The sequence below is a fragment of the Bacillus sp. XB1 genome (genome assembly GCF_053557995.1).
On sequence record NZ_JBNRIL010000002.1, the window covers coordinates 876975 to 891137 of the forward strand.

Below are 14163 nucleotides of genomic sequence, written 5' to 3' on the forward strand. Positions count from 1 at the left end.
GAGTTGCAGCATGACGGAAATTTGTTTAGTACGACATGGACAAACTGATTGGAATTTTCAAGAAATTATTCAGGGGCGAGAAGATATTCCGCTTAATGAAGTTGGTAAGAAGCAAGCGAGTCAAAGTGCAGCTGCTTTACAAGAAGAAACGTGGGATATCATTATAAGTAGCCCGTTAATTAGAGCGCAAGAAACGGCTAATGAAATCGCAACGGCAGTTGGATTACAATCGATTTTATTAGATGAGCGATTTGTTGAACGGAATTTTGGAGAAGCTTCAGGGAAGCCGGTTGCGGCTGTTAGAGAGTTGATTGCTGAGGGTAAAGTAGAAGGTATGGAGCGAGATGAAGAGATTGTAGCTCGTTGCTTTGCTGCTTTAGAAGATGTTGCGACAACTCATTTTGGCAAACGTATTATTATTGTTGCTCACTCACACGCGATAAAAGCGATTTTACATGCCATTGAACCAGATGAAATTACATTTAAGACACCATTAAAAAATGCGTGTATTAGTTATGTGAAACAAAATAGTGGAAAATGGGATGTTCTTAAATATAATATAGCGGAACATATTAATGTATAAGTGTGTACGGATATAGTGTAAAAATAGTTACGTTATATCTTTCTTTTGAGTAAGTCACTTCAATTAGTAGTTCTAATCTAAATGTGGTATGATGGATACTCGGAGGTGTCTCTCATGATTGTAGCGACGCTAGAAAGCGTATTAATATTAGATAAGGCAGAGCAGCTTGCAAAAGCGATTATCTGTTCAGATATAGCAGAAGATTATCGTAAGTATTATAGAGAATTACATGAAGATATGGAACTTCAGACGCTAATTCAGCAATTTACAGCGATGAAAGAACGGTATGAGGAAGTACAGCGTTTTGGAAAATACCATCCTGACTATACTACCGTGTCGATGAAAATGAGAGAATTAAAGCGTTCTGTGGACTTACATGATAAGGTTGCAGCTTTTAAAAGAGCAGAAACTGCTTTGCAGAAGTTATTAGACGAAGTTAGTGTAGCAATCGGTTCGGAAGTGTCTTCTTCCATTAAAGTGCCAACAGGAAATCCATTCTTTGATGCTGGTGGCTGTGGTGGAGGTTGTGGTACTGGCGGAGGTTGTGGTTGTAAAAAAACGGGGTGATGTACCCCGTTTTTTAGAAGTTGGAAGAAAACGTATACAGAGTTTGTCCTGTAATGTTATAAATTTCTGATTGGTTTTCATAGAATATAAAATATATGTTTTTAAAAGGAGAAGATGGAGAAGATTATGTTCGGGCAACGACAAAGTATGATTGTTTATTTACATTCATTGAAACATGCCAAGATTTTAAGGAAATATGGTAACATACATTACATATCAAAACGGTTAAAATATGCTGTAGTATATTGTGATATGGAACAAATTGAGCATATGATGCATAAGTTGAACAAACTTCCTTTTGTGAAAAAGATAGAACAGTCGTATCGCCCGTATTTAAAAACGGAATTTGAAAATTCCCGTCCTGATCGAGCAAAAGAATACGATTATAGCTAATAGAAAAAATCCCCTGCTAAATTTAGCGGGGGATTTTTCACTTGAAATAACGTGTTATTTCATCGGAGGAATGAAATTGTTCATTCGTAAAATACCAATTAAATGATTAAAAAATAGTTCTTTTTCTGGGAAAGTTGTAGATGGTTTTACAGTAAAGGTAGCCACTTTTTTCCCGAGTTGTTCTGCCGTTTCTTCAAATAAAATGACACGTTTACTTTTTTTATTTTCAAATACAGGAATGCCTTCACGACATATGTATAATGGTTGGAAATCACCAGTAGTAGTTGGTTTTAATATTACAACAAGCGAACACACTTTTTTATCGTTTTTTATCGTTTCAAATTGTAACATATGTGCTATACGTTCTTGATTTGTTTTGGCAATTTCAAGTAATTCATATAAATCAGAGTAGCCTTCTCCAAGTTCTATAAAGCGTTGAATCATATCTTTTCCTCCTCTTTCTTTTACTGTACCATTTCACTTTTTAAATGAAAAGCACACAAAGAAAAAAAACCCTGCATAGCAGGGCCCTTCTTATACTAGCATGTACTAGTAAGAAGGCAAAGGGAGAGGAGAAACCGGAGGAAGAACTTATGGGGAAACGTAAGTCTTCTCCGCGGTTGGCAACAACATCGAAGGTGATGTTGTTATAATTATTTATGTCCAATCTAAATGAAGATATACATAATGAAATTAAATTTTATGTTGGGCTTTTTATTTTTCTTTTTTTTATTTTGTGATAGGATAAAAAAGATAAAGTGGAACTAATATACATATTGGGTTCATATTAGTGAATGATGAGATGAATACATAAAAATAACGAGAGGTTATTTGAGGCCGAGTTTTTCTATAGTTAGGTGAATGTGGTTTGTTAACGGTTACCGAAGTGGGAATGGCTTTCTATAATCGCTCGATAGATTGAAATAAAGGTAGTGACAACAGATGAGAGTAGTTTCAGGAAAATGTAAAGGACACCCACTTAAAGCGGTTCCTGGTAATACAACACGTCCAACGACAGATAAAGTAAAAGAATCTATTTTTAATATGATAGGTCCTTATTTTGATGGTGGTATCGCCCTTGATTTATTTGGTGGTAGTGGTGGTCTTGGAATTGAGGCTTTGAGCAGAGGGATCGATAAAGCAATTTTTGTTGATCGGGATAGTAAAGCGATAAAAGTAATTCATCAAAATTTAGAAAGTTGTAGAGTACAGGAACAAGCTGAAGTATATCGAAATGATGCTGAACGTGCAGTAAAGGCGTTAATAAAACGTGAAATGTCATTCGATCTTATATTAATAGATCCTCCATATAAAGAGCAAAAAATTGTATCTTTAATTAGTGTAATGGATCAACATGGATTGCTACATAGTGATGGATTAATTATGGCAGAGCATGGTAATGATGTAGTTTTACCTAATTCAATAGGAAGGCTTGTAAAAGTACGAGCTGAGAATTATGGGATTACTGCAATATCGATTTATAAGTATGAAGGTGAGGGGACAGAATGACAAGTATAGCTATTTCTTCAGGAAGTTTTGATCCAATTACCCTTGGGCATCTGGATATTATTAAAAGGGGAGCAAAAGTATTTGATGAGGTGTACGTAGTCGTTTTAAACAATTCATCAAAAAAACCATTCTTTTCAGTTGAAGAGCGATTAGAACTAATTCGAGAAGCGACAAAGGATATCCCGAATGTAAAGGTAGATTCGCATAGTGGGCTATTAGTAGAGTATGCAAAAATGCGTAATGCAAATGCAATATTACGTGGTTTACGAGCAGTTTCTGATTTTGAATATGAGATGCAAATTACTTCTATGAATCGAAAATTAGATGAAAATATTGAAACATTTTTTATTATGACAAACAACCAATATTCATTTTTAAGCTCGAGTATTGTAAAAGAAGTTGCGAGGTATGGAGGAAGTGTAGTGGATCTTGTACCTCCTATTGTAGAGCGTGCTTTAAAAGAAAAGTTTCAAACCCCGTTAAAGTGAACGGGGTTTTTCTTTATACGTGCGCAAAAATAATAAAATAACATATAAGTATAGACAAAATAATGTAAAAATTGGTCCATAATGTATAAAAGATGTCCAAATTTCATGTAGTATAGAAGGATGCTCGGATAAAAATACAGGAATATCTTTTGGCATAGGTGAGAAAGAACTCACTTTCTCATAAAATGGTGTCCAAAATACAAATGTAAAAATAGGGGCAAGAATACTTTGAATAATTCGTGCGAAAAAATAGGGTTTAAATCGGATATCTGTTTCAGCTAATATGCTAGCAACTTGTGCCTGAATAGAAAGACCGCTAAATGCTAAAATGAAGCTTGTTACCATAGCTTGTTGTAAGAGCGGTGTTTCATTTATTTGACTAATCATTTGGCTTCCGAGTGTCATTTCGAAAATACCTGATAATATAGGTATACTAAAATCTGTACTTAGTTGGAAGAATGATAAAATATGTTGCATAATAAAAGAAAGAGCTGCTGTAATGTGGAATACAGTAATCATTTTATTTAACACAGAGAATAAAATAATAAATCCGCCAATCATAAGTAATGTTTGAATAGAAGAAACAATGGCATCCCCAAGTAATTTACCAATTGGTCTTTTTTCTTGTAAGCGTGTCTCGTGAAGAATTAAAAAAGGGTTTTGAAAGCGACGTTTTTTTGTAGTGTGTGTATTATTTTTGTAAGCGGTATTATCGCCGTAAAAACGCATAATTAATCCGACAGCAAAGTTACTGAAATAATGGGCAGCGGCTAATATAATTCCTAATTTCGGATTATTAAAAAAACCGATAGACACAGCACCGAAAATAAAAAGTGGATTAGAAGAATTTGTGAAAGAAACGAGGCGCTCTGCTTCAATCTGAGTTAAAAGATTGCTTTTTCGTAGTCTAGCGCTTAATTTGGCGCCTGCAGGGAAACCAGAAGCCATTCCCATCGCCCAAACAAATCCGCCTATCCCTGGAACGCGAAAAAGTGGGCGCATGAGTGGTTCTAATATAACGCCAATAAATTTTACAACACCGATACTAATTAGAAGTTCCGCAATGATGAAAAACGGTAGTAGTGAAGGGAATACAACTTCCCACCATATATTTAACCCGCGAATAGAAGCTTGCAAAGCGGCTTGGGGGTGGAGTACAAGAGAAAAGGTTAAAAATAGCGTTGATATGGTAAGGAAAGCGGTTTTCCATTTTTCATACATGTAAGTAAATCCCCCTTTGTCCCAAAAAACGTTCATTTCAGTATACGTGGATACGTAGTGAATTTAGACCATAAGTATGAAAAAGGAATGAAAAAAATTAAAGGGTGAGAAAAATGAAAGAACCAAAGATTGGTTTAGCACTTGGGTCTGGAGGAGCCAAAGGGTTTGCTCATATTGGTGTAATAAAGGTTTTAAGGGAAGCTGGTATCCCTATTCACATGATTGCAGGAAGTAGTATGGGGGCGCTAATAGGTACGTTTTATGCGGCAAGTAGTAACGTTGAAAGATTGTATAAATTGGCATCTGTTTTTAAGCGGAAGTATTATTTAGATTTCACGGTACCGAAAATGGGATTTATTGCTGGAAAACGTGTCAAAGATATGATTAAAATGTTTACATATAATAAAAATTTAGAAGAGTTAGATATCCCGACGGCTGTTGTGGCTACTGACATATTGAAGGGGGAAAAAGTGGTTTTTACAAGTGGGCCAGTTGCAGATGCGGTGAGGGCTAGCATATCTGTTCCTGGAGTGTTTGTACCAGAAAAAATAGATGGAAGATTATTAGTGGATGGTGGAGTCATTGATCGCATCCCAGTATCGGTTGTGAAAGAGTTAGGGGCCGATATTGTTATCGCTGTTGATGTATCTCCAATTAAGGTGAATGGCGATGTTACGTCCATTTATGACGTAATCATGCAAAGTATTGAAATTATGCAGCATGAGCTTGTAATGAATCGGCAAATTGCATCGGATTTAATGATGCGACCAGCTGTAGAGCAATTTAGTTCACGTGCTTTTACAAACATTGAAGACATTATTCGAGTTGGAGAAGTAGAAGCAGAAAAACATGTTTCAAATATTTATTTATTAATTGAGCAGTGGAAGGAGAAACATAATGTTTAAGCGTTTTCGGTTTATATATGCAATCTTAATAGGGGTTATATTGGCGATGTTACTTGTTTACGTACGTTTACCGTATTATATAACAAAACCAGGAATGGCTGCCAAATTAGAGCCTTATGTTCAAGTTGAGGGTGGAACGAAAGAATCTGGTGATTTTATGCTTGTTACGGTTTCAATGGGACCAGCAAATGTGGTGAATTTAATAGCGGCACAGTTTAATAAATATACACATATTTCGAAAGCGGAAGAAATATTGCAAAAAGGTGAGAGTGATGAAGAATATCAATTTCGCCAAAATTATGCGATGAAAGATTCGCAAAATGCAGCAATTTATAATGCATATAAACGTGCAAATCGCTCAGTATCTTTTGAAAATAAAGGTGTATTAGTTGCTGGTGTGGCAAAAGGAATGCCGTCAGAAGGAAAGCTTAAGCTTGGTGATGTTATTATAGCTGTTGACGGAAAAACATTTGAAAAGACGGAGCAATTTATTGAATATATGACAGGGAAAAAAGAAAACGATGCTGTAAGTATTGAGTACATGAGAAATGGAAAACAATTGAAAGAGAATTTAAATGTAAAGACGATTCCTAATGGGAATGGGCGTGTCGGCATAGGTGTTTCTATCGTTACGGAAAGAGAATTAGTGGTCGATCCGAAAGTGAAAATTAATTCTCATGAAATTGGTGGACCATCCGCAGGTTTAATGTTCACATTAGAAATATATAATCAACTTGTGGAAGAAGACTTAACGAAAGGACATGAAATAGCTGGAACAGGTACAATTAATGAAAAAGGAGAAGTGGGCCCAATTGGTGGTATAAATCAAAAAGTGGTGGCTGCTAGCGATGCCGGGGCTGAAGTGTTCTTTGCGCCAAATGAAAAAGGTGCGGAGAAATCGAACTATAAAGATGCACTTGAGACTGCAAAGGATATTAAAACAAAAATGAAAATTGTACCAGTAGATACGCTGGATGATGCGTTAACATATTTAGAAAAGATGGATAAGGAAAAAACCTCTCTGAAATAGAGAGGTTTTTTTATAGGAATTTTGTAGTTGTTTCATCATAGCGAACAGGATGGTGTGTTATATCCTGTTTTAATAGTTGTGTGCGTAACGGTTCGTGCATGATGGAGAAATATACAGAGTTTGCTTTTTTCTCTATATCTAAAGCGGCATGGTCGAATGTTTTTGTATGAGTAAGGATTGGAAGTTCGATTTTTTTCTTGTTTTTTGAAAGGTAAGTTTGTCCTTTTTGTGACATACCTAGCAGGCGAATATATGGTGCGTGTTGTTCTATATTTGCGCTACGTATTTCCTCTTTTGTTGTGTTTGTTAAAATGTGTGTACAAGCTCTTTGTAATCTAGTCCATGTATAACGTTTTGTTTTTAATGCTTCCATGAATGAATAGAAGGAGGAACTGTTTTGTATTTTTGATAAAATACGATGCTCTAAACCTTCTTCTATTTCATATATATGTCGTAAGTCCCCTGGAGACATCGTCATGAGTCTATATTTAAAAAATGAAAAGTATTGTTCCCAATTATGTAATATCCCGTAATTTTGTTTGTAATTTGCTAAAAGCGAAGTGGTTGCCTGTGGGAGAAAAGGTTCAATTGTTGTAAATGATCCTTCTTCGCTAAAGAGTTGTTTTCGGATGCTTGTCGCGCTTGCAATATGTTGGTCATTAAATGTTTCATCATGATAATGAGAGGCAAATCTTTTTATAGTTTGAGCTTGTATAGAGCTATTTTGTGACAGAATTGCTTTCATATATTGGAAGCCTAAAATATTATTTGGTTGTGACATATCTATGTTTTTTTCAGATGTTAAAATGTGTGAGAAAGCATCCGATGTTGCTTTTGCATAACTATTACCAGCGTCCATGAATTGTTTTACAAGGTAGTTAAAAGTCTCTTCTTCGTTTTTTTGTACGGAGATGGTATTATAAAAATTTTCGATTTGTCCATCCTCACTACCGAAACAAATTTCAGAAACACGTAGGGCATTTAAAATGGAAATAGCACCATTTGCGAAGGTTTCAGCCTTTTGTGTTGCAAAGATGTATGGAAGCTCTACAACAAGGTCTACGCCGTTTGCTAAGGCCATTTTAGTGCGATACCATTTGGAAATGAGTGCGGGCTCACCACGCTGTAAAAAAGGACCACTCATAACGGCAATTATTATATCAGATTGTGTTAACTTTTTTGTCTGTTGCACATGATAAAGATGACCGTTATGAAAAGGGTTATATTCAACAACAATACCACCAGCTTTTATGGTAATCTCTCCTTTCGATGTAGCATCTTTTTGAAAAACGTGATACTCTATATATTATTTACTATGATGACTTCATTATAGTGTAAAGAAAAAACATTGACAAATATAAAATGGCTAGCTATAATTTTGTTTGTTGCCTTGAGGTGATATGATATGAAATGGTCCATCCATCAATTGAATAAATTGAGAAATAAAGGATTGACATTGGATGAGATGGTAGATGTAAGTGAGCTAAAAGAGGTCGAGAAAGATATTCGTGAAATTAATCCTGTTCATGTAACGGGAAGAGTTGATTTTGGCTCCGGTAAGTTTACGTTTCATCTACATATAACTGGAAGCATGGTTTTACCATGTTCTCGCTCTTTAGTAGATGTGACATTACCATTTGACATTAAAACAACTGAGGTGTTCCAAACTTCACAAGAAGAATTTGAAACTGAAGCTGAAATTCATTCTTTAGAAGGAGAAGTACTTGACTTACTGCCCGTAATCAAGGAAAATATACTTTTGGAGATTCCAATGCAAATTTTCAGTGATGATGTTTCTGGTGGAGCACCGACGCAAGGTCAAGACTGGCAAGTGATTTCGGAAGAAGACAAAGAAAAGACTGTTGATCCAAGATTGGCAGGACTTGCAAAGTTTTTTGACAAATAATCGGAAGACTGGTTCAGGCCTTCATATGAAAATAACTATTTCTTTTAAGGAGGTGGGAAGAATGGCTGTACCTTTTAGAAGAACTTCTAAAACAGTAAAAAGAAAGCGTCGTACGCATTTCAAATTATCAGTACCTGGTATGGTAGAGTGCCCAAGCTGTGGTGAAGCGAAATTAGCTCACCGTGTATGTAAAGCATGCGGTACTTACAAAGGTAAAGAAGTAATCAGCAAGTAATTGCGGGAAAATAAACGCAGAAGATATCTTCTGCGTTTATTTTTTTTGTCTTAATCTTTAGTTGTTGTATTCTATCTTTTCTAGTAACTGCATATGCTTAATAAAAAATGCATAGGGAGGACTAGAGAGATGGCGACAACAAGACAAGATGCTTGGACTGATGATGAAGATTTGCTTCTGGCAGAAGTAGTACTCCGGCATATTCGAGAAGGTGGAACACAACTTTCTGCCTTTAAGGAAGTGGGGAAAAATTTATCTCGTACACCAGCAGCATGTGGGTTTAGATGGAATTCTTACGTAAGAAAGCAATATAAAGAACGTATTGAGGAAGCAAAGCAACTTCGTAAAGTAGAAAATTATGAAGTGAAAGAGACAAAGGTGTTAGAACCTACGTCAATTACGTTGAATGATGTTATTGATTTCTTGCAAAATTATAAAGATGAAAACTCTTTAACGGTGTTGCAACAACAAGTTGAATCATTACAAACAGAAAGAGAGCGTCTTCTGGAGCGATTATCAGTATATGAAGAAGAGTATAGAACACTACTTGATTATATCGATCAAAAAAGAAGTGTAATGGTAGCGGAAAGAAACAATGCTCGCTCGAATGAGAAGTTAGAGAAGCTTAAGAAATAAAAAACAGCTGTTATACAGCTGTTTTTTTATTTCTTAAGCCGATTCTTCGTTTGTAACCGCATTCAAATTTGCTTCTGGATGCCAAATATAAAAATCTCCATCAGTTACTGATACGGGGTTGAAATTTAATTTATCCCAAAAACCAGCTGAATGAATACGTGCTATCGTTTTAATAGGAAATTGCATTTGTTTCGCATGATTTACAAGCATTTGCCCGAATCCTTGTTTTTGAAAAGTTGGTAATACTTCAAGTTTATAAAGTTCTAGGTAGGGACCTGTAATTTCGAATGGTTCTCCGCCGTTTCTTTTCATATATAGACTCATACGTGCGATTAGTGATCCGCCATAATAAATACCGTAAAATGGAGATTCACTGTCGTTTTCAATAATGTTTGCTTGTAATTCTTCCAGCATAGATAGTTCCTGGGCTCCGCACCCTTTAAATTTTTTGAATTCATCTAACGTTTTATAATTGATGAGCAAGCGCTCAACTTTTGGGAATCCCATTACATCACATCCTTTTCTTGTCTCGTTGAATGCAGAAAAGTAAAAATATTTATAATAATAGTATAACTCATTTTTTTATTTTTATGAAGAAGATAGTATATTTCTTTTTTTATTTTTTTGAGGATTTGCTAAACTAAGAGTAGAAGCGTATTAATAGGTGGTACATACATAGTGAAAAATGAGAGTATATTTGTTGGGCAGAGGACAGCGGAATTATAGGGCGTGCTCAGGTGCTTTAAAAAGATATAAAGGGGGGAAGGCAAGGGCACTTAGTGTGAATTCCTTGTGTGAAAATGAAAATTGGAATTGTCGGACCAGGTGCTATTGGTCTATTGTATACATTTTATTTACAAAAAAATAACCAAGATGTTACGTTGTTTACAAGAACAGCTAAGCAAGCTGAAGAATTAAATGAAACAGGTGTAACTTGTATTAGAGATGGAAGATGTGAAACAGTATATCCATCTGTTTTACCGATAGAAAGTATGGTAGCGCAAAATTTAGATTATATATTTATTGCTGTGAAGCAATATCATATAGATGACGTACTACCGTTTGTGGAAGGGGCATCATCATTAATCTTTTTGCAAAACGGAATGTCGCATCTTCAAAAGATGCTGAACATAGGGAGTAAAAATATAGCTGTTGGTATTGTAGAACATGGTGCGAAAAAAGAGGGAGGGCATATCGTTCATCATACTGGGATAGGGGTAACAAAATTTGGAGTGGTTTGTGGTCAATCTATACATTTTAAAAAAATATTCAATTATTTTCCTGTTGCTTATTTTCCAGTTCAAATAGAAACGGATTGGGAAGAGATTATGCATAAAAAATTAGTAGTAAATGTATGTATCAATCCGTTGACAGCACTATTGGGAGTTAAGAATGGTGAATTAATCACGAATCGTTTTTTTTATCAAATGATGGAGCAAGTGTTTCAGGAGGCAGCATTTCTTATTAGAGGAGAAAAAGAAATGGTATGGCAAATGGTACGAAATGTGTGTGAAGGAACGTCTCGTAATACATCTTCTATGCTAGCGGATGTAAGAGCGAGTAGAAAGACGGAAATTAATGCGATTGTTGGATATGTATTAGAAGAAGCTAAGAAACAGCAACGACCAGTTCCGACACTTCAATTTTTGTTCGATGCAATAAAAGGTTTAGAAACAAGAGTATAAGTGTTATTCTTTGCTTTTACGTGAAACATTGACTACAATGTGGATTGGTGAGAGAACTGGATACGAAAGGAAGAATTATATGGAGATAAAAGAAATCTCTGTTCCGCAACAAGGTATTGTAGCGGACTATATGAACGGTAAAAAAGAGATACAGTCATGTTTTGATTATATGTTAACAGAAGATGCTTTTAAACAACGTTTACATGATTTGCGTGAAAGGGAGTTTTTCCGCCAAGATTTAGTAGCGCATTTATTAGAATATAATACAAAATTACAAGCGGGAGAATCTACACTTCAAAATGTAAAAGCGCTTGGAGATGAAAATACATATGTTGTTATAGCTGGACAACAAGCGGGGTTATTAACTGGACCGCTTTATACAATTCATAAAGTTATTTCAATTTTACAGCTTGCAAAGGAAAAGGAAGAAAGTTTAGGAGTTAAAGTTGTCCCTGTCTTCTGGATTGCGGGTGAAGACCATGATATGGATGAGATTAATCATACTTTTGTAGCGAAAAATAAAAAGATGAAAAAAACTATTTTTTATGACCGTAATCCGAAAAAGGCAAGTGCTTCTGAGTCTGAACTTTCTGTTGAAGATTGTAGAAATTGGATTGAAGAGATTTTTAAAACATACCCAGAAACAAATTTTACAAAAGATGTATTAAAATTTGTTGATGATGCTTTGAAAAAATCGAATACGTATGTAGATTTCTTTGCTCATCTTATTACGAAAATCTTTGCTAATTCTGGTTTAATCCTTGTTGATTCACATCATCCTGAATTAAGAAAGTTAGAAATTCCATTTTTCAAGCGAATTATAAGTAAGTATAAAGAGGTACAAGAGGGCCTTCGTAATCAGCAGGAAGTAATTAAAGAACTAGGATACAAACCGATTATTGAAACGAAGTCTCATGCAGTGCATATATTCATGGAAATAGATAATGAACGAGTATTGCTTGAAGAGCATCAAGGTAAGTTTGTTGGAAAGGATGGGGCGCATTCCTTTTCATACGAAGAGTTGATTGAAGAGATGGAGAGAAATCCGGCACGTTTTAGTAATAATGTTGTAACACGTCCTCTTATGCAAGAGTATGTATTTCCTACGCTCGCATTTATTGGAGGTCCAGGGGAATTAGCTTATTGGAGTGAATTACAACAAGTATTCCATACTGTCGGTTTTCAAATGCCACCTGTCGTTCCTCGTCTTACAATTACTTATGTGGAGAGAGATATAGCGACAGATTTATTCGATCTGCAATTGAGAGAAATTGATCCGTTTTTAAATGATGTCGATAAACTGCGTGAAAACTGGTTGTCTAATCAAATAGAGGAACCGATTGATGATCATTTTGAAAAGGCGAAAAAAGAAATTGCCGATATTCATACATCTTTACAGCAATTTGTAAAGAAAATAGAGCCAGGGTTAGGTGCGTTTGCAGGGAAAAACGAATTGAAAATTAATGAACAAATTGAACTGTTGGAAAGAATGTTGAAAAGAAATGTTGAGAAAAAGTATGAGGTTCAGCTAAATAAATTCCGCCGTATACAATTCGCACTTCGTCCATTAGGTGCGCCGCAAGAACGTGTGTGGAATGTATGTTATTATTTAAATCAGTTTGGTTTGGATTTCGTTGATCGTGTAATGGAAAACCCTTTTTCTTGGGACGGAAAACATCATGTTATAAAACTATAAAATCTTGCTCTTTGGAGCAGGATTTTATTTTTATTCCGTTGAATTTACTGTGAAGTGATTTTTTTCTGAATTATCAATCAAAAAATGTTAGATATGGCAATTGTGTTGGATACTTAAATATATGACAAAATAGCACAAAATGTAAACGTATTATTCGCTTTTTCGACAGTTTTTTATTTAAATTCCCGCAAAAGATGATAAAATTTAGTATATAATAAAAGAAAATAGCGATTTGTATAGTATGTTGCCTTTGTTGGTAAGTTAAATGAGTCGTTCTTTCGTATTATTTCATTCTCTAAGCGTGAAATATGTGTTTAGAGGAAGGGATACATTCAACATAATTAATTGGAAAAAGAGTAGGTGCAACAATGTTTAAACACGTAACAGTGCTTTTAAAGGAAACAGTAGACGGCTTAGATATAAAGCCAGATGGTACATATGTAGATTGTACACTGGGGGGAGGAGGACATAGTTCTTATTTATTATCCCAATTAACTGAAGGTGGAAAATTAATAGCGTTTGATCAAGATGAGATAGCGATTCAAAACGCGAAAGAAAAGTTCTCTTCATACGGTGAACAGTTTATAACAGTAAAGAGTAACTTCCGTTATTTAGCTGAAAAACTGCAGGAAATAGGTATAACAGAAGTAGATGGTATTTTATTTGATTTAGGTGTTTCATCCCCACAATTAGATACACCAGAACGAGGCTTTAGTTATCATCATGATGCACCGCTAGATATGCGGATGGATCAAGATGCCCCATTAACAGCGTATGATGTTGTAAATAGCTGGTCATATGAACAACTTGTAAGGATTTTCTTCCAATACGGTGAAGAGAAATTTTCAAAACAAATTGCAAGAAAAATTGAAGCTTATCGTGAGAATAAAGCTATTGAAACGACAGGAGAATTAGTAGAGCTAATTAAAGAAGGTATTCCGGCTCCAGCTCGTAGAACGGGTGGGCATCCTGCTAAGCGAGTGTTTCAGGCAATTCGTATAGCTGTAAATGATGAATTAAAAGTATTTGAAGAAGCATTGGAATCTGCTATTGAGATGGTTAAGCCAGGTGGAAGAGTTAGTGTTATAACATTCCATTCATTAGAAGATCGTATTTGTAAAACAACGTTTAAGCGAAATAGTACAACGCCACAATTGCCGCCAGGATTACCGATTATTCCTGATGAATTTAAGCCGAAATTAAAGCTTATTACAAGAAAACCGATTTTACCTTCTGATATAGAGCTAGAAGAAAATAATCGTGCGCGTTCTGCGAAGTTGAGAATCGCTGAAAAACGATAAAAGGGAGA

At 35.3% G+C, this 14163-nt stretch carries 17 protein-coding genes; 13 read left to right on the plus strand and 4 right to left on the minus strand.

The window, feature by feature from the left end:
* Nucleotides 1-10 precede the first annotated feature (10 nt).
* The 3 genes from ACK1U5_RS19960 to ACK1U5_RS19970 all read left to right on the plus strand — a co-directional run bounded on the left by ACK1U5_RS19960 (nucleotide 11) and on the right by ACK1U5_RS19970 (nucleotide 1543).
* Nucleotides 11-583: a histidine phosphatase family protein gene (locus ACK1U5_RS19960; RefSeq protein WP_000134947.1), complete on the plus strand. Its 573-nt coding sequence runs from the start codon at nucleotides 11-13 to the stop codon at nucleotides 581-583.
* Between the two features lie 114 nt (nucleotides 584-697).
* Nucleotides 698-1150 carry a YlbF family regulator gene (locus ACK1U5_RS19965; RefSeq protein ID WP_000634366.1) on the plus strand — a complete coding sequence of 151 codons (453 nt, stop codon included), beginning with the start codon at nucleotides 698-700 and terminating at the stop codon, nucleotides 1148-1150.
* A 126-nt stretch (nucleotides 1151-1276) separates the two neighbouring features.
* On the plus strand, nucleotides 1277-1543 hold the full coding sequence (locus ACK1U5_RS19970; RefSeq protein WP_002082261.1) for a YlbG family protein: 267 nt from the start codon (nucleotides 1277-1279) through the stop codon (nucleotides 1541-1543).
* Between the two features lie 54 nt (nucleotides 1544-1597).
* Here the strand turns inward: ACK1U5_RS19970 and ACK1U5_RS19975 are convergent, their stop codons facing one another.
* Nucleotides 1598-1987, minus strand: coding sequence for a DUF7147 family protein (locus ACK1U5_RS19975; protein ID WP_000616017.1), 390 nt, complete (start codon nucleotides 1985-1987; stop codon nucleotides 1598-1600).
* Nucleotides 1988-2485: 498 nt separating this feature from the next.
* Between ACK1U5_RS19975 and rsmD the strand changes: the two genes are divergently transcribed.
* The gene (rsmD, locus tag ACK1U5_RS19980) at nucleotides 2486-3052 is read left to right on the plus strand and encodes a 16S rRNA (guanine(966)-N(2))-methyltransferase RsmD (RefSeq protein WP_001266979.1); all 567 of its coding nucleotides are present in this window, start codon (nucleotides 2486-2488) and stop codon (nucleotides 3050-3052) included.
* Nucleotides 3049-3540, plus strand: a complete 492-nt coding sequence (gene coaD, locus ACK1U5_RS19985; protein ID WP_000200601.1) for a pantetheine-phosphate adenylyltransferase — start codon at nucleotides 3049-3051, stop codon at nucleotides 3538-3540. Before rsmD ends, coaD begins: the two co-directional genes overlap by 4 nt.
* Here coaD and ylbJ read toward each other — a convergent pair.
* On the minus strand, nucleotides 3532-4761 hold the full coding sequence (ylbJ, locus tag ACK1U5_RS19990) for a sporulation integral membrane protein YlbJ (RefSeq protein WP_000273083.1): 1230 nt from the start codon (nucleotides 4759-4761) through the stop codon (nucleotides 3532-3534). The genes coaD and ylbJ overlap by 9 nt on opposite strands.
* A 113-nt stretch (nucleotides 4762-4874) precedes the next feature.
* Here ylbJ and ACK1U5_RS19995 point away from each other — a divergent pair, with 113 nt between their 5' ends.
* Together ACK1U5_RS19995 and ACK1U5_RS20000 are read left to right on the plus strand one after the other, a co-directional pair.
* Nucleotides 4875-5666: a patatin-like phospholipase family protein gene (locus tag ACK1U5_RS19995; protein WP_000662590.1), complete on the plus strand. Its 792-nt coding sequence runs from the start codon at nucleotides 4875-4877 to the stop codon at nucleotides 5664-5666.
* Nucleotides 5659-6696, plus strand: coding sequence for a SepM family pheromone-processing serine protease (locus tag ACK1U5_RS20000; protein ID WP_000476280.1), 1038 nt, complete (start codon nucleotides 5659-5661; stop codon nucleotides 6694-6696). The genes ACK1U5_RS19995 and ACK1U5_RS20000 overlap by 8 nt, the downstream gene beginning before the upstream one ends.
* Before the next feature lie 10 nt (nucleotides 6697-6706).
* Here the strand turns inward: ACK1U5_RS20000 and ACK1U5_RS20005 are convergent, their stop codons facing one another.
* A complete protein-coding gene (locus ACK1U5_RS20005; RefSeq protein ID WP_002103536.1) occupies nucleotides 6707-7888 on the minus strand; it encodes a nucleotidyltransferase in 1182 nt (393 codons plus the stop codon).
* Nucleotides 7889-8101: 213 nt separating this feature from the next.
* On the opposite strand from ACK1U5_RS20005, the gene ACK1U5_RS20010 reads away from it, so the two are divergent.
* From ACK1U5_RS20010 to ACK1U5_RS20020, 3 genes are all read left to right on the plus strand, one after another.
* Nucleotides 8102-8602: a YceD family protein gene (locus ACK1U5_RS20010; RefSeq protein ID WP_000872149.1), complete on the plus strand. Its 501-nt coding sequence runs from the start codon at nucleotides 8102-8104 to the stop codon at nucleotides 8600-8602.
* Between the two features lie 61 nt (nucleotides 8603-8663).
* The gene (rpmF, locus tag ACK1U5_RS20015) at nucleotides 8664-8837 is read left to right on the plus strand and encodes a 50S ribosomal protein L32 (protein WP_001984764.1); all 174 of its coding nucleotides are present in this window, start codon (nucleotides 8664-8666) and stop codon (nucleotides 8835-8837) included.
* A 129-nt stretch (nucleotides 8838-8966) separates the two neighbouring features.
* Nucleotides 8967-9473 carry an RsfA family transcriptional regulator gene (locus ACK1U5_RS20020; protein WP_000246468.1) on the plus strand — a complete coding sequence of 169 codons (507 nt, stop codon included), beginning with the start codon at nucleotides 8967-8969 and terminating at the stop codon, nucleotides 9471-9473.
* Nucleotides 9474-9506: 33 nt separating this feature from the next.
* Here ACK1U5_RS20020 and ACK1U5_RS20025 read toward each other — a convergent pair whose 3' ends face one another.
* Nucleotides 9507-9980, minus strand: a complete 474-nt coding sequence (locus ACK1U5_RS20025; protein ID WP_000506692.1) for an N-acetyltransferase — start codon at nucleotides 9978-9980, stop codon at nucleotides 9507-9509.
* 293 nt (nucleotides 9981-10273) lie between these two features.
* Between ACK1U5_RS20025 and panE the strand changes: the two genes are divergently transcribed.
* From panE to rsmH, 3 genes are all read left to right on the plus strand, one after another.
* Nucleotides 10274-11158, plus strand: coding sequence for a 2-dehydropantoate 2-reductase (gene panE, locus ACK1U5_RS20030; protein ID WP_002101275.1), 885 nt, complete (start codon nucleotides 10274-10276; stop codon nucleotides 11156-11158).
* Nucleotides 11159-11237: 79 nt separating this feature from the next.
* On the plus strand, nucleotides 11238-12854 hold the full coding sequence (gene bshC, locus ACK1U5_RS20035) for a bacillithiol biosynthesis cysteine-adding enzyme BshC (RefSeq protein ID WP_000403027.1): 1617 nt from the start codon (nucleotides 11238-11240) through the stop codon (nucleotides 12852-12854).
* 368 nt (nucleotides 12855-13222) lie between these two features.
* The gene (rsmH, locus tag ACK1U5_RS20040) at nucleotides 13223-14155 is read left to right on the plus strand and encodes a 16S rRNA (cytosine(1402)-N(4))-methyltransferase RsmH (RefSeq protein ID WP_000472508.1); all 933 of its coding nucleotides are present in this window, start codon (nucleotides 13223-13225) and stop codon (nucleotides 14153-14155) included.
* Nucleotides 14156-14163 lie beyond the last annotated feature (8 nt).

What these genes read in the sequence shown, in the direction of transcription:
- rsmD (WP_001266979.1), top strand. Translation starts at nt 2,486, where the DNA reads ATGAGAGTAGTTTCAGGAAAATGTAAAGGACACCCACTTAAAGCGGTT.
- ACK1U5_RS19970 (WP_002082261.1), top strand. Translation starts at nt 1,277, where the DNA reads ATGTTCGGGCAACGACAAAGTATGATTGTTTATTTACATTCATTGAAA.
- panE (WP_002101275.1), top strand. Translation starts at nt 10,274, where the DNA reads ATGAAAATTGGAATTGTCGGACCAGGTGCTATTGGTCTATTGTATACA.
- ACK1U5_RS19995 (WP_000662590.1), top strand. Translation starts at nt 4,875, where the DNA reads ATGAAAGAACCAAAGATTGGTTTAGCACTTGGGTCTGGAGGAGCCAAA.
- coaD (WP_000200601.1), top strand. Translation starts at nt 3,049, where the DNA reads ATGACAAGTATAGCTATTTCTTCAGGAAGTTTTGATCCAATTACCCTT.
- ACK1U5_RS20010 (WP_000872149.1), top strand. Translation starts at nt 8,102, where the DNA reads ATGAAATGGTCCATCCATCAATTGAATAAATTGAGAAATAAAGGATTG.
- bshC (WP_000403027.1), top strand. Translation starts at nt 11,238, where the DNA reads ATGGAGATAAAAGAAATCTCTGTTCCGCAACAAGGTATTGTAGCGGAC.
- ACK1U5_RS19975 (WP_000616017.1), bottom strand. Translation starts at nt 1,987, where the DNA reads ATGATTCAACGCTTTATAGAACTTGGAGAAGGCTACTCTGATTTATAT.
- ylbJ (WP_000273083.1), bottom strand. Translation starts at nt 4,761, where the DNA reads ATGTATGAAAAATGGAAAACCGCTTTCCTTACCATATCAACGCTATTT.
- ACK1U5_RS19960 (WP_000134947.1), top strand. Translation starts at nt 11, where the DNA reads ATGACGGAAATTTGTTTAGTACGACATGGACAAACTGATTGGAATTTT.
- ACK1U5_RS20020 (WP_000246468.1), top strand. Translation starts at nt 8,967, where the DNA reads ATGGCGACAACAAGACAAGATGCTTGGACTGATGATGAAGATTTGCTT.
- rpmF (WP_001984764.1), top strand. Translation starts at nt 8,664, where the DNA reads ATGGCTGTACCTTTTAGAAGAACTTCTAAAACAGTAAAAAGAAAGCGT.
- rsmH (WP_000472508.1), top strand. Translation starts at nt 13,223, where the DNA reads ATGTTTAAACACGTAACAGTGCTTTTAAAGGAAACAGTAGACGGCTTA.
- ACK1U5_RS19965 (WP_000634366.1), top strand. Translation starts at nt 698, where the DNA reads ATGATTGTAGCGACGCTAGAAAGCGTATTAATATTAGATAAGGCAGAG.
- ACK1U5_RS20000 (WP_000476280.1), top strand. Translation starts at nt 5,659, where the DNA reads ATGTTTAAGCGTTTTCGGTTTATATATGCAATCTTAATAGGGGTTATA.
- ACK1U5_RS20025 (WP_000506692.1), bottom strand. Translation starts at nt 9,980, where the DNA reads ATGGGATTCCCAAAAGTTGAGCGCTTGCTCATCAATTATAAAACGTTA.